This is a genomic window from Pseudofrankia coriaricola (assembly GCF_001854805.1).
Classification (GTDB): domain Bacteria; phylum Actinomycetota; class Actinomycetes; order Frankiales; family Frankiaceae; genus Pseudofrankia.
Map to the genome: position 1 here is coordinate 155,268 of NZ_MBLO01000036.1, position 20,382 is coordinate 175,649.

Here is a 20,382-nt window from a genome sequence, read left to right on the forward strand (position 1 = left end):
AGGTAGGAGAGACGATGACGCAGACGGTTGACCGCACCTTCGGGGAGGTCACGGCGCAGGAGGCCGCGCAGATCTTCGCCGGATGGGTCTCCGACCTGGCGGCGGCCGTCCACGACGGTTCCGAGTCCGCGCTGGCGAACCTGTTCACCGAGGACGCGACCTGGCGCGACTTCATGGCCTTCCCCTGGGACTTCCACCACACCGTCGGGCGGGACGAGACCGTGCCGCGGTTCCTGGAGCTCGCCAAGGAATGGCGCGCCGCCGACTTCGCGCCCAACAAAGAGCAGGCGCCCGTCGCCACCGAGGCGGGCATCAACGCCTTCTTCGACTTCACCACCTCCGACCGCGTCGACCGCGCGTACGTCCTGCTCGTCCCCGGCGAGGACGGATTCCGCGCGGTGACGCTGCAGACGCAGGTCATCAGCCTGGCCGAGCACCCGGAGCAGATCCGCCACCACCGCCGGGAGGGGAAGGTCTACGGCATCGTCGAGGGCCGCACCCGCTGGTCGAGTGACCGGGCCAAGGAGACCTCCTTCGCCGACGAGGACCCGGCGGTGCTGGTTCTCGGCGCGGGCCACAACGGCCTGGCGATCGCGGCCCGGCTCGGCGCCCTCGACGTCCCGACGCTCGTCATCGACAAGGACGCGCGCATCGGCGACCAGTGGCGCCGGCGCTACGCCTCGCTCGCGCTGCACAGCACCGTCTACGGCGACCACCTGCCGTACATGCCGCTGCCGCCGAACTGGCCCGCGCACACCCCGAAGGACAAGTTCGCGGACTTCATCGAGTCCTACGCGACGCTGATGGACGTCAACGTCTGGACCTCCACCACCTTCCTGCGCGGCCGGTACGACGACGAGACGCAGCGCTGGTCCATCCACGTGCGGCGCGGCGACGGGTCGATCCAGGAGCTGCGCCCGCGGCACTTCGTGGTCGCGGGCGGGATGTTCGGCGCACCGAGGGTTCCCCAGATCAAGGGGCTGGAGACCTACCAGGGCATCTGGACGCACTCCGACGAGTTCCAGAACGGCGCCGACTTCCCCGGCAAGAAGGTCCTGGTGGTCGGCGCCGCGGTGAGCGGCCACGAGCTCGCCCACGACCTCTACGAGCACGACGCCGACGTCACCATGGTGCAGCGCGGCGCGACCTACGTCGTCACCTACGAGTCCTACCACCGCTACTGGTCGACGCTGTTCACCGAGGACATGCCCTACACCCCGGACTTCGCCGACCAGATGACCTACTCGCTGCCCAACGTGCGGGTGGACGAGCTGAACAAACGACTCGTGAAGGAAGCCGCCGCCGCGGACCGCCCGCTGCTCGACCGGCTCGAGGCCCAGGGCTTCAAGCTCGAGTGGGGACCGGACGGCACCGGCATCATCGGCGCGCACATGTCCGGCCGCGACGCCTACCAGATCGACATCGGCGCCTCGGAACTGATCGCCGACGGCCGGGTGAAACTCAAGCAGGGCGTCGAACTCGCCGAGATCAACGGCAAGACCGTCACCTTCACCGACGGCACGACCATGGACGACGTCGAGCTCATCGTCTTCGCGACCGGCTACCACCAGTTCTGGGGCCACCTCCAGCCCGTGCTCGGCGCGGCCGCCGAGAAGATCGACAAGGCCTACGGCCGCGCCGCCGACGGCGAGTACGCGAACACCTGGCGCCGCTCCGCCCAGCCCGGCCTCTGGTTCGGCACCGGCTTCATCCGCATGGCCCGCTTCTACACCCGCTTCATGGCCCTGCTCATCAAGGCCATCGAGGAGGGCATCGAGCCGGTCGACCCGGAGAGCCGACCCGGGCCTGACGGGTCGACCGCGTCCTGACGGCCGAAACGTCAGGCCCCGCGCCGCGGAAGCCGCGGTGATCACCAGGCACGTGTCGTCCGGGGTTCCTGCCAGATCGGCGACAGGGTCCCTGCTCGATCGGCGGAGCCGATCGGGGAGGTAAGCGATCTGGGAGGTCTGGGTCGCGTTCCAGCCCCGAACGCGACCGCGACCGCGACGACACGTAAGTCGCGATCACCCACCGACGGGAGGACGCAGTGCCCCAGGACGACGCAGTGCCCCAGGACGACGCAGTGCCCGAGGCCACGGTGCCCGAGGACGACGCCCCGGTAGGTCCGCCGGGTCCCGCCATCAAGGTGACCGCGCGCGTGGAGCCCGGGACGGTGGCGGTCCTCGACCGGCTGGCCCGCTGGGACCTGACCTCCGTCGAGACGATCCGCGCCTCCTACGGGGCGATCGCCGCTCCCCCGGCGCCGCCGAAACCACAGGTCACCCGTCTCGACGAGAAGATCCCCGGCGTCGACGGCCGTCCCGACGTCACGGTGCGCTGGTACCGCCCGGCCGGATCCGACGCCGACCCGCACCCAGCCGACGGCGACCCGGCCGCGCCGCTGCCGTGCCTGGTCTGGCTGCACGGCGGCGCCTACATCATGGGCAACCTGGACGAGAACGACGACCGCCTCGACCGCATGGTGATCGAGCTCGGCTGCGCGGTCGTCTCCGTCGACTGGCGGCTGGCCCCGGAACACCCGTACCCTGCCGGCCTCGACGACGCCGACACGGTCTGGCGCCGCCTCGTCGAGGACCCGGCGGCATACGGCGTCGACCCGGAACGCCTCGTCCTCGGCGGCGCGAGCGCCGGCGCGGGCCTCGCCGCCGCCCTCTGCCTCCGGCTACGCGAGACCGGCCGCGCCCAGCCGACGCTGCAAATGCTCATCTACCCCATGCTCGACGACCGCGAGCTCACCCCGTCGATCCGCGCGATCCAGGATCCGGGCCACTGGGGCCTCTGGCACCTGCGCGCCAACCGGCTCAGCTGGGAGGCCTACCTGGGCGGCCTCGCGGGCGACGACGTCCCGCCGACCGCCGCGCCGGCCCGCGCGACCGACCTCACCGGCCTCGCGCCCGCCTACCTCTGCGTCGGCGACGTCGACGCCTTCATCGACGAGAACCTCGACTACGCCGCCCGCCTGTCCCGCGCCGGCGTCCCGACCGAGCTACACGTCTACCCAGGCGTCATCCACGGCGGCTTCGGCGCTGTCCCGAAGACGCCTCGCACCGCCCAGCTCCTCCGCGACGTCTACACCGCCCTCGCCACCGCCTTCACCCCTGCCGGGTAGTCGCGCGCTCGTCGGGAGTTGCGCCGCGCGGAGACGTTCGCGGCGATGCCCTGCACGCTCCTACGTCTCGCGCACGACGCAGGCCAGGTCGGACGTCGCCTCCGCAGTCGGGCCCGCGCGCGGCGAGGCCGCCAGTGCCAGAGCACCCGCCACCGAGGTCCGCCGGGCGTGCGGGCGTGGGCGATCGAGACTGATCCTCGGATCTCGTACCTCGCCACCGCCCTCACGCCCGCCGCTTAGTGATCCTGGGGACAACGGCCGCCGGGCGTGCGAAGGAAGATCATTTTCGCACGCCCTTTGGCCCTCTAGGCTGCCGGTCGAGGTACCGGCGCCGGCCGCGCCGCGGCCCCTGGTCGAGTCGGACGCGCCGTTGAACCGAATGCCCCTGGCTTACGTGTGAAGGGGAATGGGCGGCAGGGTTCTTCAGGACGGGGCCGGCTGGTGAGTCGCGCGCTCGCGCGGGACGGCGGGCGGTCGGGTCCGGAGGAGGGCGTGAGCGACGAGAACCTGCTGCGCGCGTTGCACGACCAGCACGCTGGCGCGCTGTGGACCTATGTCCTGGGGCTGACCGGCGGCGACCGGACCCGGGCTCAGGACATCGTGCAGGAGACCCTGCTGCGCGCCTGGCGCAACCCGCGGGTGCTCGACCCTGCTCGCGGCTCGCCGCGGCCGTGGCTGTTCACCGTGGCCAGACGCATCACCATCGACGAGTGGCGCGCAGCCCGCAGCCGCCACGAGACCGTGACCGACCGCGTTCCCGAGCAGCCGGTCAACGACCCCGCCGAGCACGTCGTCGACCGCCAACTGGTGGCGGCCGCGCTGCGCCGACTGTCCAAGGAGCATCGGGACGTGCTGAGGGAGTGTTACTTCCGCGGCAGCTCGGTCGGCCAGGCGGCGCAGGCCCTGGGGATCGCGCCGGGCACGGTGAAGTCGCGCACCCATTTCGCGCTGCGGGCGCTGCGGCTGGCCATCGACGAACTGGGAGGTGTCGCATGAGCGCCGATCCGTACGCTCACCTCGACGCCGCCTACGTGCTCGGGGGGCTCGATCGGGCGGAGCGGGCCGGCTTCGAGGCCCATCTCGCGACCTGCCCGCGGTGCCAGGCCGATGTGGCCGAGATCGTCGGGGTTCCGCCGTTGCTGGCCGGCCTCGACGAAAGCGCCTTCGCCGAGCCGGCAGGCGCCTCGGTCGAACCGGTTCCCGACACCCTGCTGCCCGGGCTGCTGCGCGTCGCCGGCAGGGAACGGACCCGTCGGCGCTGGCTCACCGCCGGCCTGGGCTTGGTCGCGGCGGCGAGCCTGACCGCCGTCGTCGTCACCGCCGTGCCACCGAACGGCCAGGCGACGCCGGCGCCACGGGCCATGACCGCGCTGGTCGCGAGCCCGATCAGCGCCACCGTCGCGTTGCGGGCCACCCAGTGGGGCACCGAGATCGACCTGACCTGCTGGTATCGGCCCGACGTCTCCGTTGCCCCGGGCTACGAGTACAAGCTGGTCGCGTACGACGCCGACGGCGACGCGTACGACGCGGGCAGCTGGCGGCTCGATCCCGGGCGGAAGGTCTCCCTCACCGGCGGCACAGCCCTGACGCCCGAGCAGATCTCGAGTGTGAACATCACCAAGCCGGACGGGACGGCGATCCTCACCCTGGCTGTCTAGAGCCGCACGCTGGCTGTCCAGAGCCGCATCCGCCGAGGCCTCCCCCGTCGCACCGCTGGCGGTCGTGGAAAGGACGCGTCCACGACCACCAGAGTGCGTAGGCAGCGTCAGCGCGTGCAGGGCGAGGGGGCTACCGAAGGACACGGCCGCGACTCCGGTGAGCGCTCACTCGCCGATCGGCCGCCCGCGCGGCCGATCGGCGAGTGAGCGCGTCCCGCCGCGGCTGGTGCGCGGCGGCGGGACAGCCACGTCGAATCAGTACCCACCGCCGCCGGCGCCCGCGCCGGTGCTGCCCGACCCGCCGGTGGTGATCGCCGAGCCGGACGGCGCGACCAGCCACCACTTGGCGCCGAACTCGGTACTGCCCTGGCCCTCCGTCTGCCCGGCGCTCTTGTCGTCCTCGTAGTAGTACAACGGGTGGCCGTGGTAGGTCACCTGCGTCGTGCCGTCCGAGCGCATGGTCGTGCCAAGGTCGCTGGCGATCGCGGCCCCGGACGCGGTCGGCGCGGCCGTCGTCGTGAGGGGAGGCCAGGCCCTGGCACACGCACCCGTGCAGGTCGACGCGCCGGCCTTGTCGGCCATGAACAGGTAGAGGGTCTTGCCGCTGCCGTCGGTCAGGAAGGTGCCCGTCGGACCGGACCCCGTGGCGACCATCGTGCCACCCGCCACCGATCCGGTTGCCGGCGCCGATGCGCTCCCCGCCGTGGACGGGTTCGCCACCGCGGTCGCCGGGCTGGTCGACGTTGACGACTTCCCGCCGCCGCACGCCGCGAGCAGCAACGCCGTAGCGGCTACCGGCAGGGTCAGCGTCACCGGGACCGGCAGCCGACGCATCCTTGACTCTTTCATGATCGTCTCCTCGTCGGCCGCTCGCCCCGGCGGCCAGGCCTCGTCGCGTCCACCGGTTCCGCGGTCACCCCAAGGCACGGCGCCGGGACGAAATCGGTTCAACGAGTCGGGAGAGCGACAGTGCGCCGCCGGACGCCACCGGTCACCCAGTGGAGCCAGTCGTCGGCGATGTCGCTTCAGCGCAGCCGTGAAGCGGGTAGGCGACCCCGAACGCGCCCTGCGCCGCCTCACCCAGCAGGCCAACGCCCTCGGCTACACCGTCCGCTTCGATCCCCTCTTCGAAGCCGCCTGAACCGAGCACCGCTGTCCCCTCACGTATTTTTCGGGTCAGTCCCACGGCGACGGGCGTCCCGACGTGACGGCGCGCACCGCCCAGCTCCTGCGCGACGTCTACACCGCCCTCGCCACCGCCTTCACCCCTGCCGACAGCTAAAGCCAAAGCTCGCTGTCGCATCGCCGCCGTCAGCGCTGTCCAGCACCTACCTGTTGGTGTTCAGCGACCTGACGACCGCCCGCGGCACTTCACGCTCCGACGGCGGATCGTTCGGCGGGCCGGTATCTCCCTGGCAAGCACCCGGGTTAGATAGCCCGCCGGAAAGCCAAGCACCGACGGCCTTCCCGACGCCAGCGAAGGCGAGGTCGGGGTACTCCGCCCGCTGCGCCAGGTGTTACAGCCGAGTGCTATAAGTGTCATCTCCGCGGCGTACCGGAATTATCGGACGCCCACTTCTTGAGTGGGACGGTCAGCGACCAATGGTCGAGTTCGAGAGGGCATCAGGACCAGACAGGGACGACGCGACGCGTCTTGCCTCGTTATCTGGTCGGCACGGGCCCGGGCAGCATCTTCCCGCCGAGCACACCGGCCCTCGGCCACACGATCCGGGCTCGAGCGTCGGCCTCGGCGGCGGCCCGCGACCGTCCAGGCGCAGGCGGCTCGCCCTGTCGACCGCGGGGACCGTGACGTCGCTGGTCCTGCTGGCCGGCGTCGGCATGACCCTGACCTCCTGCAACCAGGACGCCGACCTGACCTCGTCAGAAGCCCCGGCGACGGCGCCTGCCACGACCCCTGCTTCCACCGCGGCGACGGACCCCAGTACTGCCCCGGCCCCGAGCACGGCCCCGTCGTCGAGCGAGGCCTCGGCCCCAGGTACCGTCCCGACCCGACGTGTTACCCCCACCCCGCGCGGGACCCGGCCGGCCGTCGTTGCCACCTCCAGCAAGCCCAAGCCGGCCACGGCCGCCGCTGCCGCCCCCAGCCAGGCGAAGCCGTCCACGGCCGCCGCCGCGGCTGCCGCGCCCAACCAGGCACCGCGGCCGCAGCCGACCACAGCCGCCGCTGCCGCCCCCAGCCAGGCGCCGCCGCCACCACCGACCACCGCCGCCGCTCCCAGCCAGGCGCCTCCGCCACCGCCACCGACCACGGCCGCCCCAGCTGGCGGATCGCAGCCATCCCTCGGAGGCTTCGTGTCAAGTTGCACCAACGTCGGCGGCAACAGCCTGGACTGGTGCAACTGCGTCCTGGCGGGTCTCCAGCAGCGCTACTCCGCCGCGGCGTGGGCGGCGCTGTCAACCAGAGAGGCGCAGGAGGCAATCGTGGGCATCGGCCTGGGAAGCTGCTCGCAGTACGAGTAGCCGGCTCACCCCTGGGTGCGCAGAGCGCGGGCGACCTTGTCGGCCGCGCGGCGCATCTCGGGGCCGGCGGCCTCCGCGACGTCCTCGCGGTAGGTGATGAGGTTCAGGCAGGCGCGGGTCGCGGTGCCCGTCATCGGGATCCAGGCCGCGACCGCGTACTGGCCGGCCTCGACCTCCGCGTGGCTGCGGGCGTAGCCGCGGTCACGCGCGACCGCGACTTCCTCGGGCTCGCCGCCGGTGGGCGGGTCGGAGGCCAGGATCGCGTACCCCGCCGCACCCCGGGTCAGCGGTGTGCGCATGCCCGGCCGGAACGCCAGGTGGTGCGGCGCCGTCGTGGGCTCCGTCATCGCGATCGCGACCGCGTCGTCGCCCTGGGCGACGAAGAGCATGACCGTCGACTGCAGCCGGTCGGCGAGCGAGCGCATGATCGGGGCCGTCGCGTCGCGCAGCGTGGGCAGGAACGCCTCGGCGAGGGTCGCGAGGCGGGCGCCCGGGATGTAGGTCCCCTCGCTGCTGCGCGCGGCGAGGTCGAAGTCGACCAGCGTCTGCAGCACCCGGTAGGCGATCGAGCGGTGCACGCCGAGCATGTCGCCGACCTGCTGCACGGTCATCCCCTGTTTGGAGTCGGCGATCGCGAGCAGCACCCGCAGCCCCCTGGCGAGGGTCTGGTTCCCGTCGCGCACCTTGCTCGGCGTGCTCGCCGCCAACTCCGGCACGCTGTTCAGCATAGTTTCGGCCCCGCCGCGGCCCGGTCGGCGCGCGCTGTGATGATGCTGATGATGCTCAGGACGCCCCGGCCTGCAGGGTGAGCGCGATGTCGGTGAGCATGTCCTCCTGGCCGCCGACGAGCTTGCGCCGGCCGGCCTCGAGGAGGATCTCGCGGGCGTCCACGCCGTAGGTCGCCGCGGCGATCTCGGCGTGCCGGAGGAAGCTGCCGTAGACCCCGGCGTAGCCGATGGTCAGCGTCTCGCGGTCGACGCGCACCGGCCGGTCCTGCAGCGGGCGGACGATGTCCTCCGCGGCGTCCTGCAGCGCGAACAGGTCGCAGCCGGTCTCCCATCCCAGGATGTTCGCCACCGCGATCAACGCCTCGATCGGGGCGTTGCCGGCCCCGGCGCCGAGGCCGGTGAGCGAGGCGTCGACCCGGAACGCGCCCTCCTCGACGGCGGCCACCGAGTTGGCGACCGCGAGCGAGAGGTTCTCGTGCGCGTGGATGCCGATCTGCGTCTCGGGCCGCAGCGCCTCGCGGTAGGCACGGACCCGCTCGCGGATGTCGGCGACCGTGAGCCGCCCGCTGGAGTCCGTGATGTAGACGCAGTGCGCGCCGTAGGACTCCATCAGCAGCGCCTGCTCGGCCAGCTCCTTCGAGCCGATCATGTGCGCCATCATGAGGAAGCCCGAGACGTCCATGCCGAGGTTGCGGGCCTCGGCGATGTGTTGCGCGGCGACGTCGGCCTCGGTGCAGTGCGTGGCGATCCGGACGGAGCGGACACCCATGTCGTGGGCACGGCGCAGGTCGTGGATCGTGCCGACGCCGGGGAGCAGCAGCGTGGTGAGGACGGCGTCCTTCACGTGCGCGGCGGCCGCCTCGATCCACTCCCAGTCGGTGTTGCTGCCCGGGCCGTAGTTCAGGCTCGCGCCGCCGAGGCCGTCGCCGTGCGCGATCTCGATCGCGCCGACGCCGGCGGCCTCGAGGTTGTCGACAATGCGGCCAACCAGCTCCGGCGTGATCCTGTGCCGGAGCGCGTGCATGCCGTCCCGCAGCGTCACGTCCTGGACGTAGGGCTTCGCGGTGGGGGCCGGCGTCGTGACGCCGGTCGTCGCGGTGTCAGTCATCACGCCGCCGCCTTCGCACGCTGGGCAATCCGTTCCGCCACGCGCATCGCGGCGGAGGTCATGATGTCGAGATTGCCCGCGTAGGCGGGCAGGTAATGGGCCGCGCCCTCGACCTCGAGGAACACGGAGACCTTGGTGTCGACGGGACCAGCACCCGCGGGCAGCAGGGTCGCCACCTCGGCCGGGTCGACGGGCGTGAACTGGACCTTCTGCACCAGCCGGTAGCCCGGGACGTAGGTCGCCACCGCGGCGACCATCTCCTCGATCGAGGCCCGCACCTGCTCGTGGTCGACGCCGCCGATGAGACACAGGACGGTGTCGCGCATGATGAGCGGCGGCTCGGCCGGGTTGAGGATGATGATCGCCTTGCCGCGGCGCGCCTTGCCGACCTGCTCGATGCCGTGCGCGGTGGTCTCGGTGAACTCGTCGATGTTGGCCCGCGTCCCCGGGCCGGCCGACTTCGACGCGACCGAGGCGACGATCTCGGCGTAGGGCACCTCGGTCACCCGGGACACCGCCGCCACGATCGGGATCGTGGCCTGGCCGCCGCAGGTGACCATGTTGATGTTCGGCGCGTCGAGGTGGTCCTCGAAGTTCACCGCGGGGATCACGAAGGGGCCGATCGCGGCCGGGGTGAGGTCGACGAGGCGCAGGCTGTAGGGCTCCAGCAGCTTCGCGTTCGCGATGTGCGCGCCGGCGCTGGTGGCGTCCAGGACGATCTCCACCTCGCCGAACTGGGGCATCTTGATCAGCCCGGCCACACCCTCGGCCGTCGTGGCGACGCCAAGGCGGGCCGCGCGGGCGAGGCCGTCCGAGTTCGGGTCGATGCCGACCATCGCGACCACGCGCAGGTCCGACGACCCGCGCAGAATCTTGATCATCAGGTCCGTGCCGATGTTGCCGGAGCCGACGATCGCGACCCCCGTCTTCTCCGTCATCCCTCGTCCTTTCCTGAGAACCGTGCCGTCACCGCGCCGAGCGGCGCGATGTCGGCGACGAAGACGTCCCCGGCCGAGACGGAGACCATCGGACCCAGCGCGCCCGACAGGACCAGGTCGCCCGCGCGCAGCGGCGTCCCGACCTCGATGAGAGTCGCGGCGAGCCAGGCCAGGGCGTTCAGCGGGTCGCCCAGGCAGTCACGGCCGGTCCCGGTCGAGACGACCTCGTCGCCGCGGCGCATCGTCATGGTGACGTCGACGGGTGCCACCGCGTCGAGCGGAGTTCCCGACGTACCGATCACGAAGACACCCGACGACGCGTTGTCGGCGACCGTGTCGGTGATGCCGATGCGCCAGTCGGCGATCCGGCTGTCGACGATCTCCAGCGCGGGGAACGCCAGCTCGACCGCGTCTCGGACCGCCGCCGGGTCGGAGGCGTCCTCGATGTCGCGGGAGAGCAGGAAGGCGACCTCCGCCTCGGCCTTCGGCTGCAGCAGCCGGCCCACGGGGATCAGCTCGCCGTCGGCGTAGCTCATGTCGTCGAACAGGACACCGAAGTCGGGCCGGTCGACACCGATCTGGCTCTGCACCGCGGCCGACGTGAGACCGATCTTGCGCCCGACGATCCGCGCACCGGCCGCGAGCCGGCGCTCGGTGAGCCGGCGCTGCACCTGGTACGCGACGTCGATGTCGCCGGCGGGGACCAGGTCCGTGATCGGGGCGCAGGCGTTGCCGCTGGTGGAAGCCAGCTCCAGCCGGTCGGCGGCGGCCTCGATGGAGGCGGGGGTGGCGATCATCGGGCCCGCCCGAGGAACTCAAGCGCGATCGTGTCGAACTCCTCCTGCTGCTCCCACTGGGGCCAGTGGCCGGCGTTCTTGATGAGGCGGAACTCCCCGCCCGGGATGCGCTCGGCCATGTCGAGGCCGGCCTTCGCCGGGCCGGAGGGGTCGTCGCTGGTCCAGACGACCAGCGTCGGCGCCGTGATCGCGGCCAGCTCCTCGTCGGTGACCAGGTTGCGGCGGCGGACCTCCGGGTCCTGCAGGCAGAGGATGTGCCGCATCGACTCGGCGAAGCCGGGCCGGCTGTATACGCCACGGCGGATCGCGACCAGCTCGTCGGTGACCGAGGCAGCGGGATCGGCCATCAGCCACGACAGCCGGGCGCGGATGCGTTCCTCGCTCGGGTCATCGGCCGCGGCCTGGGACAGCGACCGGATGCGCTCCATCACCTCGGGGGTGGCCATCGTCCCGCCCGGGGTGTTGAGGACGAGCCGGCCGACGCGCTCCGGGTAGCGGGCGGCGAACTTGACCGCGACCCAGCCTCCGAGCGACTCACCCGACAGATGGACGCGCTCGAGGCCGAGGACGTCCAGGAGCCCGACGAGGTGATCGATGTAGTCGTCGATCTCCAGGTCCTTCGTGGTCGTCGTCGTCCACCCATGCCCTGGGTAGTCGTAGGCGATGACCCGGTACTTGGCGCTGAGCGCGCGCAGGTTGCGGGTGAACGCCTCCAGATGCCCGCCGGTGCCGTGCATGAAGACGAACGGCTCCCCGGCGCCGCACTCCAGCACCCGGGTCGACCAGTGCCCCACGTCGACATGGCGGACCGTGTAGTCCAGGCCGGCCAGGTCCGTCCACAGCGTCATGCGTTCTCCTTCAGCGCGGGCTCCGCCGCCGTCAAGGCGGACGCCGCCTCGGGCGGCGCGGCCACCGCGTCGCTCAGCGCGGCCACCGCGGGCGCCGCGTCGGGCAGCGCGGGCACCGCGTCGGGGATGCCGACGGTGGCCCCGAACGCCCGGACCATGTCAGAGGCGGCGTGCGCGGGGCTCGCGCCCGCCACGATGCGGTCCGGACGCAACAACAGCACGGACTCCGGGTGCGCGTCGAACCAGCGCTTGAGCGCGCCGTCCAGGTCGCCGACCACCAGCACCGAGTCGTCGGGCTGCTCGCCACCCTCCGGCGTGGGCGCGTTCCAGCGCAGCTGCACCGCGGGGCGGGCCTCGACGAGGCGGGCACCGAGCTGGGCGAGCCGCCGCTGCGCGTCGTCGTCCAGGATCTGGCGGGGGTCGTTGTTCCAGGCGACGAGCGCGAACCACGGGCCGAGCGCGTCGTCCAGCTTCACGGACGGGAGCGCGCGGGTGGCCACCGTCGGCTGGATGAACAGCCGTCCCACCGGGCTCGGCTCGCTCTCCGAACCGAGCCGGGTCAGCGCGCCCTCCCGCATCGTCGGCATCGGCTTGAACTTCATCGTCACGATGTAGGTCTTCGCCTTGGGGATCGCGGACAGGCCCCGGAAGAAGAGGTCACGGGCCAGCGCGCCGAACCGGTTGGTGACGGAGACCGCCTGGCCCACCCGCCGGGACAGGTCGATCATCGCGCGGGCATGGTCGCGCCGCTCCGACTCGTAGGTGTCGAGCAGCTCGTCGCCGGCGAGCCCCTGGCACACGCTCGCGAGCTTCCAGGAGAGGTTGAGCGCGTCCCGGATGCCGCTGTTGTAGCCCTGGCCCTGCCACACCGGCATGATGTGCGCCGCGTCGCCGACGAGGAAGATCCGCCCGACGCGGAAGTGCTCCGCGAGCCGGGCGTGGTGGTTGTAGACCCGGCGGCGGATGACGTCGACCTTCGCGGTCGGCGGGACGATCGGCGCGAGCAGCCGGGTGAGGAACTCGTCGGTCATCGCGTCCGCCTCGGTCTCGCCGGGCTTGAGCATGAACTCGAACCGGCGGATGCCGTGCGGGATGCTGATCGAGACGTAGGGGCGGCGCGGGTCGCAGCAGACGTACGCGCCGGGGCGGCCGAGCGGGTCGTTGCGGATGTCGATGACGAACCACTGCGCGGCGGCGGTGCTGCCGTCGAAGCGCAGCCCGAGCAGCGTCTCGCGGGTCACGCTGGCGCCGCCGTCCGCGCCGACGGCGTAGGCCGCCCGCAGGGTCCGCTCACCTTCCGGCGTCTCGACGGTCAGCGTCACGCCGTCGGCGTCCTGCGCGTAGCCCGTGACCCGGGACGAGAAGCGCACGTCGACGTTGTCGAAGCGGGTCAGGCCCTCGAACAGCACCCGGTCGGCCAGCGGCTGGACGAAGCCGTTGCGCCGCGGCCAGCCGAACTCCGCGGTCGGCGGCGCGAGCCGGGCCAGGTCGCGCTGCTTCGCGTCGACGAAGGCGAGCACCTGGTGCGGGATCGTGTGCGGCAGGACGTCGTCGGCCAGGCCCACCGCCTGGAAGGTCCGCAGCGTCTCGTCGTCCATCCCGACGCCGCGGGGGAAGTCGATGAGTGCCTGGCCGGCCTCGAGGACCAGGACGCGCAGTCCGTAGCGGCCGAGCAGGTTGGCGGTCATCAGCCCGCTTGGGCCCGCGCCGACGACGGCGACGTCGACGTCCGCCGAGCCCGCGGGCGGCGGCGAGCCAGGCTGTGCCGTGCCGACCTGAGTGGACACCTCGACTCCTCGGGTGGCGGGTGCCGGATGCGGCGGGTGCCGCGCCCAGCGCGCTCATCGCCGCGGTGATCGGCACCGCGGCGATCAGTGCTGTGGCGATGGATACCGGTTGCGATCAATGCGGCAACGATCGAGTTGCGTGCAGTATATGCAACCAGATATTCAATAACTGCGAAAAATCTAGTAACGTGCGCCCGACGCGTCAACCCTGCCCGGGCGTCCCAGCCCGTCCATCCTCGACGGCCGCGCGGGGCCGGACGCACGGACGGGGCTCCCCCTCACCGAGGACGTGATCAATGTCGACCGGTCCCCTGCCTCCGTGGCTGGCCCTGTACCCGGCGCGGGTCGACCCCGCGCCGGAGATCACCCATGGGTCGGTCGTCGAGGCGTGGCGGGCCCGCGTCGCCGCGAACCCCGAGCGGGCGGCGGTGCGCTACTTCGACGGGTCGCTGTCCGCGGCCGAGCTCGACGCGCACGCCGACGCGCTGGCCACCGAGCTCCAGGACCGGGGCGTCCGGTGGGGCGACCGCGTCGGCATCTACCTGCAGAACGTGCCCTACTACCCGATCAGCCTGCTCGCGATCTGGAAGGCCGGCGCCACCGCCGTCCCGCTCAACCCGATGTACCGCGGCCAGGAGCTGCAGCGTCTGATCGACGACTCGGGAACCTCCGGGGTCATCGCGGCCCGGGGCACGGACGGCGAGGTTCGCGAGACGCTCGCCGGCGGCACGGTGGGCTGGGTGCTGTCCGCCTCGTCGCGCGACTTCCAGACCCGCGACGACCCGCGCGTCTTCCCGGAGCCGGTGGAGCCCGCGCCGTCGCCGGAGGGCGACCTCGGCGCCGTCCTCGCCGCGCGGCGCGGGCAGCGCCCGCGGCCGGTCGCCGTCGGGCTCGACGACACCGCGTTCATCACGTACACGTCGGGGACCACTGGCCCGCCGAAGGGCGCGCTGAACACTCACCGCAACTACCTGCACGCGGTGCTGAACTACGGCGACTGGCTGGGCCTCGAACCCGGTGACGTCTCCTTCGCCATCGCGCCGCTGTTCCACATCACCGGCCTCTCGCTCAACGCCGGCATCGCGCTGCTGAACGACGCCACACTCAGCATGAGCGGGCGCTTCGAGCCCGCGGTCGTCCTCGACGCCTTCCGCGAGCACGGGGTGACCACGACGATCGGCTCGATCACCGCCTTCAACGCCTTCTTCCGGGTGGCGGACGCGGGACCTGAGCACTTCAAGACGATCAGACTGCTCTTCTCCGGCGGAGCACCGATCCCGCCGGCAACCATCGAGGCGTTCCGCGCCCGTTTCGGCGCCTACCTGCACAACATCTGGGGCATGACGGAGACGACGGGCGGCGGTATCGCCGTGCCGCCCGGCGCCACCGCTCCCGTCCACCAGCCGAGCGGCACGCTCTCCATCGGCGTACCGGCGCCGAACGTCGACGTGGAGATCATCGACGCGCAGGGCGTGCCTCAACCGCCCGGCGCCGAGGGAGAGCTGGTCTTCACCGCGCCGCAGGTGGTTCCCGGGTACTGGCACAACCCCGAGGCGACCGCGCACGCGTTACCGGGCGGCAGGTTGCACACCGGCGACGTCGCCGTGATGGACGCCGAGGGCTGGATCTACCTCGTAGACCGGATCAAGGACCAGATCAACACCTCCGGGTTCAAGGTCTGGCCGCGCGAGGTGGAGGACGTCCTCTACGAGCACCCGGCGGTCTTCGAGGCGGCGGTGGTCGGCGTGCCGGACGAGTACCGCGGTGAGCAGGTGACCGCCTACGTCTCGCTCCGCGACGGCGCGACGGCCAGCGAGGAGGAGCTCATCGCCTTCACGAAGGAGCGCCTCGCGGCGTACAAGCGCCCTCGCCGCGTGGTCGTCATCCCGGCGCTGCCGAAGACCGCGACCGGGAAGATCCAGCGGGCGGTGCTGCGTGAGCGGCACGGCTCGCCGCGCAGCGAGCGGCGCTGACCGCCGCCGCTCCCCCATGTGTTGAAAGTCCTGTTCTCGCGCGCCTCGAGAGCGCGGTGCGGTAGGAGGGTGACTCGTGGCGACGTATGTCCCAGCAGGCCAAAGGAGGTGCGAAAATGCTCCTCCTTCGCACCTCCGGCGGCCCCCGCTTTCGGGAGAACTGAGCAGCTCGGCGTCCGACATCGGAGGTCGGGATGCTGTCTGAGTTCGACGAGGACCAACGGCTGTGGCGGAGCACCGTCCGCGACGTGCTCGCCAAGGAGTGCACGCCGGCGCTGGTCCGCGGTGCCGCCGACGCGGCGGCCGACACCGGCGGGCCTGGGGGCCAAAGGGGGTGCGAAAATGATCTTTATTCGCACCCCCGGCGGCACATGCCCTTGGAAGCGCTGTGGCAGACCTACACCAACCTGGGCTGGACCCAGCTCGTCGATCCCAGTGAGATGGTCGAGCTCGCGATCCTGGTGGAGGAGCTGGGCCGGGCCACCGACCCGACCCCGTTCCTCGCGACGATGACCCAGTTCGTCCCGCTGGCGCCGGGCGTCGCCGGGGCCAAGCAGTCCGGTGCCGCCCTCCCCGAGGGCATCACCGCCCGCCGCGACGGCGACGGCTGGCTGTTGGACGGCACCGCGCGCCACGTGCTGGATGGCGACCGGGCCGACTGGCTGGCCGTCGTCACCACCGAGGGCGTCTTCGCCATCCCCGCGGCGCAGGCATCGGTGACCCGGGTTCCCGTCTTCGACCCCGTGCTGCACGTCGCCGAGGTGGCCCTGGCCGACGTTCGCGTCGGCGGTGACAACCTGACCGGCGCCGACCCGGAGAAAGCACGCCACCAAGCGCTCACGGGCATGGCGACGACCATGGTCGGTGCCTGCCAGCGCGTCCTGGACCTGGTGATCGAGCACGTCAGGACCCGCCAGCAGTTCGGCGCGCCGATCGGCTCGTTCCAGGCCGTCAAGCACAAGGCGGCCGACATGCACGTGGCCATCGAGCGAGCCCGGGCCCTGGCCTATTTCGCCGCGCTGACCATCGCCGCGGACGACCCCCGCCGCCGCCTCGCGGCCTCGATGGCCAAGGCGTCGGCCGGCGAATGCCAGTCGCTCGTGTTCCGGCACGGCCTGCAGCTGTTCGGCGGCATGGGCTACACCTGGGAGAACGACCTGCAGTTCGCGCTGAAGCGGGCCAAGGCCGGCGAGGTGCTCCTCGGCACGGCGGACGAGCACCGGGCCCTGATCGCGAAGGAAAACCTGACTTTGGCGGGGGTGGACAGCCGTGCAGCTCACGTTTGACGACGACGTCGAGGCGTTCCGCGCCGAGTTCGTGGCGTTCCTCGACGCGAACCTGCCGAGCGCCGAGGAGGCCGACCGGCCGTCGCGCTCTAGCGCCGACGTGCCCGAGTGGGCCCGGCGCTGGCAGCGCCTGCAGTTCGACGCGGGCTGGCTGCTGCCCGGCAACCCGCCCGAGTTCGGCGGCCGCAACGCCAGCATCCTGCAGCAGTACGTCCATCTGGAGGAGCTGTCGAAGCGGCGGATCCTGCGCAGCTTCAACCCCCAGGGCGTCGGCATCATCGCGGCATCACTGCTGTCCTTCGGCACCCCGGAGCAGAAGAGGCGCTGGGCGGTGCCGATCCTGCGCGCCGAGATCACCGCCGCTCTCGGGATGAGCGAGCCGGGCGCCGGCTCCGACCTCGCCGGCCTGCGCACCCGGGCCACGCTCGACGGCGACCACTTCGTCGTGAACGGCCAGAAGGTGTGGACGTCGGGTGCCCACGACGCGGACGTCATCCTGACGTTCGTGCGGACCGACCCCGACGCGTCCAAGCACAAGGGCATCAGCGTGTTGCTGATCCCGACCGACACCCCAGGGGTGACCCGCCGGCCGTTCGGCTCCATCGCGAGCCCGGACGACCTGGACTTCAACGAGGTCTTCTTCGACAACGCCCGTGTCCCGGCCGAGAACCTGGTCGGCAAGCTGGGCGGCGGCTGGGCCGTCGCCCACGGATCCCTGGGGCATGAGCGCACCCTGCTGTGGCTGATCTTCGCCGAGCGGCTGGCGGACCTGCTGGTCGACTTCCGCCCGGTCACGACGCTCGACGAGGACCGGTACGCGACCCTCGTGATGGATGCCCACGCCCTGCGGTGGATGGGCTCCGCGGCGCTGGCCAGGGAGGCCCGCGGCGAGCAGGACGTGCCCGCCCTGTCGGTGCTGAAGCTGTTCGGGTCCGAGGCGGCGCAGGCGGCCACGGAGGCGGCGTTCGAGTCGGCGGGCGCGGAGGCGCTCGACCACCCCGCGCTCACGGGCCCGCTGTCCCACCTGAGCCTGGAGGCCTACGTCAGCGGGTGGTTCGAGCGCTACGCGCGCACGTTCTCCGGCACGATCGCGGGCGGCACCTCCGAGATCCAGCGCACCGTCATCGCCGAGCGGGTGCTCGGACTGCCCCGCGGCTAGAGGGCCAAAGGAGGTGCGAAAATGCTCCTGCTTCGCACCTCCGGCAGCCCCCGTCCTCGGAAGCACCAGAGGGCCAAAGGAGGTGCGAAAATCTCCTCCTTCGAACCTCCGGCAGCCCCCGTCCTCGGAAGCACCAGAGGGCCAAAGGAGGTGCGAAAATCTCCTCCTTCGAACCTCCGGCGGCCCCCGTTTCTCGGAAGCACTGAGGAGCCTCCATGACCATCGACCTGTCACCCGAGCCGGCCGTCGCCGACCTGGCCGAGCGGACCGCGCGGTTCGTCCGCGAGGTGGTGCTCCCGGTCGAGAAACGGCACGCGGCCGCGACACCGTCGGAGGCGGTGCGCCGCGAGCTGCAGGACGCGGCCCGCGACGCGGGCCTGTTCGCGCCGCACGTCGCCGCCGAGTACGGCGGTCACGGGCTGGACATGCGCGGCCGGGCCGCCGTGTTCGAGGCTGCCGGGTACGCCCTGCTCGGCCCGCTGGCCCTCAACATCGCCGCTCCCGACGAGGGCAACATGCACATGCTGGAGCTGATCGCGACGGCGGAGCAGAAGGAGCGGTACCTCCGCCCGCTGGCGACCGGCGAGATCAGGTCCTGCTTCGCGATGACGGAGCCGGCGCCGGGAGCCGGCTCGGATCCCCGGGCGCTCGCCACGCGCGCCGAGCGCGTCGACGGCGGGTGGCGCATCAACGGGCGTAAGTGGTTCATCACCGGGGCCGACGGCGCGGGGTTCGCGATCTGCATGGCCCGCACCTCGGGCACGCCGGGAGACGAGGGCGGCGCGACGATGTTCCTGGTCGACGCGGACAACCCTGGAATGAAGATCGTGCGGCACATCGAGACCCTCGACGAGACCCTGTACGGCGGCCATGCCGAGGTGCTCTTCGACAACTGCGACGTGCCCGGCGACGCGGTGCTCGGCGAGGTCGACGAGGGCTTCCGCTACGCGCAGGTCCGCCTCGGCCCGGCCCGGATGACGCACTGCATGCGCTGGCTGGGAATCGCCAACCACGCCCGAGACATCGCGGTCCGCCGGGCCGGTGAGCGGGAGCTGTTCGGCTCCCGGCTGGGCGAGCTGGGCATGGTGCAGCAAATGATCGCCGACAGCGAGATCGACATCGCCGCCTCCCGAGGCCTCATCCTCCAGGCGTGCTGGGAGCTGGACCAGGGCCGCTCGGGCGCCCAGTCCACGGCGATCGCCAAGACGTTCTGCGCCGAGGCGATCTGGCGGGTGGTGGACCGCTCACTGCAGATCTGCGGGTCGCTCGGGGTGTCCGGTGACATCCCGCTCAGCCGGTTCCTGCGCGAGGTACGCCCGTTCCGGATCTACGACGGCCCGTCCGAGACCCACCGGTGGGCGATCGCGCGCCGCGCCCTCCGGCGCCACGCCCCGGCGGCGGCCCGATGAGCCCCACCGCGGTCGAAGGGCTCGACCTGCCCGCGCTGGAACGGTTCTTCGGCCAGCGGGTGCCCGAGTTCTCCGGCCGGCTGGACGCCACGCTCCTGGCCGGGGGCCGGTCGAACCTCACGTATCTGCTCACCGACGGGACGGGGCGCTGGGTGCTGCGCCGCCCGCCGCTGGGCGGGCTCACCCCGTCGGCGCACGACGTGCTGCGCGAGTACCGCGTGACGGCGGCCCTGTCCGGGACCGACGTCCCCGTGCCCCGCGCCGTCGCCCATGACGAGGGCGACACGCTGGGCGTGCCGTTCGCCCTCGTCGACTACGTCCCCGGCACGGTCATCCGAGGCGAGGACGACCTGCACGCCCTCCCCCAGGCCGACATCGACCGCTGCGCGTACGCGCTGATCGACGTGCTCGCCCGGCTGCACACCCTCGACCCCGAGGCCATCGGCCTGGGTGCCTTCGGCCGCCCGCAGGGCTACCTGGGCCGCCAGATCCGGCGGTGGAACGACCAGTGGCAGCGGGTCGGCACCCGGCCGCTGCCCGACATCGACACCCTGTACGCCCGGCTCGCCGCGATCCAGCCGACGGAGTCCGGGGCGTCGGTCCTGCACGGTGACTTCCGCATCGACAACGTCATCCTTTCCCCCGACGACCCCGCGGACGTCCGGGCGGTGGTGGACTGGGAGATGGCCGCGCTCGGCGACCCGCTCGCCGACCTGGGCCTGCACATCGCCTACTCGGACCCGGCGTTCGCCCCGGTGCTCACCGGCTCGGCGGCGTCGACCAGCCCGCGCCTGCCGAAGGCCGACGCCCTGCTCGACCGCTACGCGACGCTCACCGGCCGGGACCTGAGCGCCTTCTCCTTCTATCTCGCCCTCGGCTACTTCAAGGTGGCGGTCATCGCGGAGGGCATCCACGCCCGGTACCTGCAGGGAGTGACCCGCGGCGACGGGTTCGAGATCGTCGGTGAGGCGACCGCGCCGCTGGCCGCCGCCGGCCTGCGCGCCCTCAAGGGGCCAAAGGCCGCGCGAAAATGATCTTCTTCCACACGCCCGGCAGCCCTCAAAGCAAGATCGCCGAAAG

17 protein-coding genes are annotated in these 20,382 nt (G+C 72.0%); 10 read left to right on the top strand and 7 right to left on the bottom strand.

All coding sequences use genetic code 11. The features are described 5' to 3' along the window. Positions 1–14 precede the first annotated feature (14 nt). The 4 genes from BCD48_RS06985 (at position 15) to BCD48_RS07000 (ending at position 4,788) form a co-directional block, all read left to right on the top strand. Positions 15–1,829, top strand: coding sequence for a flavin-containing monooxygenase (locus BCD48_RS06985; protein WP_071047464.1), 1,815 nt, complete (start codon positions 15–17; stop codon positions 1,827–1,829). 236 nt (positions 1,830–2,065) lie between these two features. Next, positions 2,066–3,130, top strand: a complete 1,065-nt coding sequence (locus BCD48_RS06990) for an alpha/beta hydrolase (RefSeq protein WP_241841565.1) — start codon at positions 2,066–2,068, stop codon at positions 3,128–3,130. A gap of 492 nt (positions 3,131–3,622) precedes the next feature. Then, complete coding sequence (locus BCD48_RS06995) at positions 3,623–4,126, top strand: sigma-70 family RNA polymerase sigma factor (RefSeq protein ID WP_198543128.1); 504 nt, start codon at positions 3,623–3,625, stop codon at positions 4,124–4,126. Continuing rightward, entirely contained in the window at positions 4,123–4,788 is a 666-nt protein-coding gene (locus BCD48_RS07000; RefSeq protein WP_071047465.1) for a zf-HC2 domain-containing protein, read from the top strand. The genes BCD48_RS06995 and BCD48_RS07000 overlap by 4 nt, the downstream gene beginning before the upstream one ends. A 255-nt stretch (positions 4,789–5,043) precedes the next feature. Here the strand turns inward: BCD48_RS07000 and BCD48_RS07005 are convergent, their stop codons facing one another. Further along, complete coding sequence (locus tag BCD48_RS07005; RefSeq protein WP_083418274.1) at positions 5,044–5,637, bottom strand: COG4315 family predicted lipoprotein; 594 nt, start codon at positions 5,635–5,637, stop codon at positions 5,044–5,046. Positions 5,638–7,101: 1,464 nt separating this feature from the next. Between BCD48_RS07005 and BCD48_RS51090 the strand changes: the two genes are divergently transcribed. Continuing rightward, positions 7,102–7,269 carry a hypothetical protein gene (locus BCD48_RS51090; RefSeq protein WP_157910444.1) on the top strand — a complete coding sequence of 56 codons (168 nt, stop codon included), beginning with the start codon at positions 7,102–7,104 and terminating at the stop codon, positions 7,267–7,269. Positions 7,270–7,274: 5 nt separating this feature from the next. On the opposite strand, the gene BCD48_RS07015 is transcribed toward BCD48_RS51090, so the two are convergent. The 6 genes from BCD48_RS07015 to BCD48_RS07040 form a co-directional block, all read right to left on the bottom strand. Continuing rightward, positions 7,275–7,985 carry an IclR family transcriptional regulator gene (locus BCD48_RS07015; RefSeq protein ID WP_241841566.1) on the bottom strand — a complete coding sequence of 237 codons (711 nt, stop codon included), beginning with the start codon at positions 7,983–7,985 and terminating at the stop codon, positions 7,275–7,277. Between the two features lie 67 nt (positions 7,986–8,052). After that, the gene (dmpG, locus tag BCD48_RS07020; RefSeq protein ID WP_071047469.1) at positions 8,053–9,105 is read right to left on the bottom strand and encodes a 4-hydroxy-2-oxovalerate aldolase; all 1,053 of its coding nucleotides are present in this window, start codon (positions 9,103–9,105) and stop codon (positions 8,053–8,055) included. Beyond that, complete coding sequence (locus BCD48_RS07025) at positions 9,105–10,043, bottom strand: acetaldehyde dehydrogenase (acetylating) (RefSeq protein ID WP_071047470.1); 939 nt, start codon at positions 10,041–10,043, stop codon at positions 9,105–9,107. The genes dmpG and BCD48_RS07025 overlap by 1 nt, the downstream gene beginning before the upstream one ends. After that, the gene (locus tag BCD48_RS07030) at positions 10,040–10,840 is read right to left on the bottom strand and encodes a 2-keto-4-pentenoate hydratase (protein WP_071047471.1); all 801 of its coding nucleotides are present in this window, start codon (positions 10,838–10,840) and stop codon (positions 10,040–10,042) included. Before BCD48_RS07030 ends, BCD48_RS07025 begins: the two co-directional genes overlap by 4 nt. Continuing rightward, complete coding sequence (locus BCD48_RS07035; protein ID WP_071047472.1) at positions 10,837–11,688, bottom strand: alpha/beta fold hydrolase; 852 nt, start codon at positions 11,686–11,688, stop codon at positions 10,837–10,839. The genes BCD48_RS07030 and BCD48_RS07035 overlap by 4 nt, the downstream gene beginning before the upstream one ends. Then, positions 11,685–13,475, bottom strand: coding sequence for a bifunctional 3-(3-hydroxy-phenyl)propionate/3-hydroxycinnamic acid hydroxylase (locus BCD48_RS07040; RefSeq protein WP_083418275.1), 1,791 nt, complete (start codon positions 13,473–13,475; stop codon positions 11,685–11,687). The genes BCD48_RS07035 and BCD48_RS07040 overlap by 4 nt, the downstream gene beginning before the upstream one ends. A gap of 296 nt (positions 13,476–13,771) precedes the next feature. On the opposite strand from BCD48_RS07040, the gene BCD48_RS07045 reads away from it, so the two are divergent. From BCD48_RS07045 to BCD48_RS07065, 5 genes are all read left to right on the top strand, one after another. Next, positions 13,772–15,448, top strand: a complete 1,677-nt coding sequence (locus BCD48_RS07045) for a class I adenylate-forming enzyme family protein (protein ID WP_071047473.1) — start codon at positions 13,772–13,774, stop codon at positions 15,446–15,448. Positions 15,449–15,642: 194 nt separating this feature from the next. Continuing rightward, positions 15,643–16,734 (top strand): acyl-CoA dehydrogenase family protein, encoded by a 1,092-nt coding sequence (locus BCD48_RS07050; protein WP_071047474.1) that lies wholly within the window; start codon positions 15,643–15,645, stop codon positions 16,732–16,734. Further along, positions 16,718–17,893, top strand: a complete 1,176-nt coding sequence (locus tag BCD48_RS07055; RefSeq protein ID WP_071047475.1) for an acyl-CoA dehydrogenase family protein — start codon at positions 16,718–16,720, stop codon at positions 17,891–17,893. Before BCD48_RS07050 ends, BCD48_RS07055 begins: the two co-directional genes overlap by 17 nt. A 215-nt stretch (positions 17,894–18,108) precedes the next feature. Further along, on the top strand, positions 18,109–19,302 hold the full coding sequence (locus BCD48_RS07060) for an acyl-CoA dehydrogenase family protein (RefSeq protein ID WP_071047476.1): 1,194 nt from the start codon (positions 18,109–18,111) through the stop codon (positions 19,300–19,302). Then, positions 19,299–20,336 carry a phosphotransferase family protein gene (locus tag BCD48_RS07065; protein ID WP_071047611.1) on the top strand — a complete coding sequence of 346 codons (1,038 nt, stop codon included), beginning with the start codon at positions 19,299–19,301 and terminating at the stop codon, positions 20,334–20,336. Before BCD48_RS07060 ends, BCD48_RS07065 begins: the two co-directional genes overlap by 4 nt. The last annotated feature ends 46 nt before the right edge of the window (positions 20,337–20,382 follow it).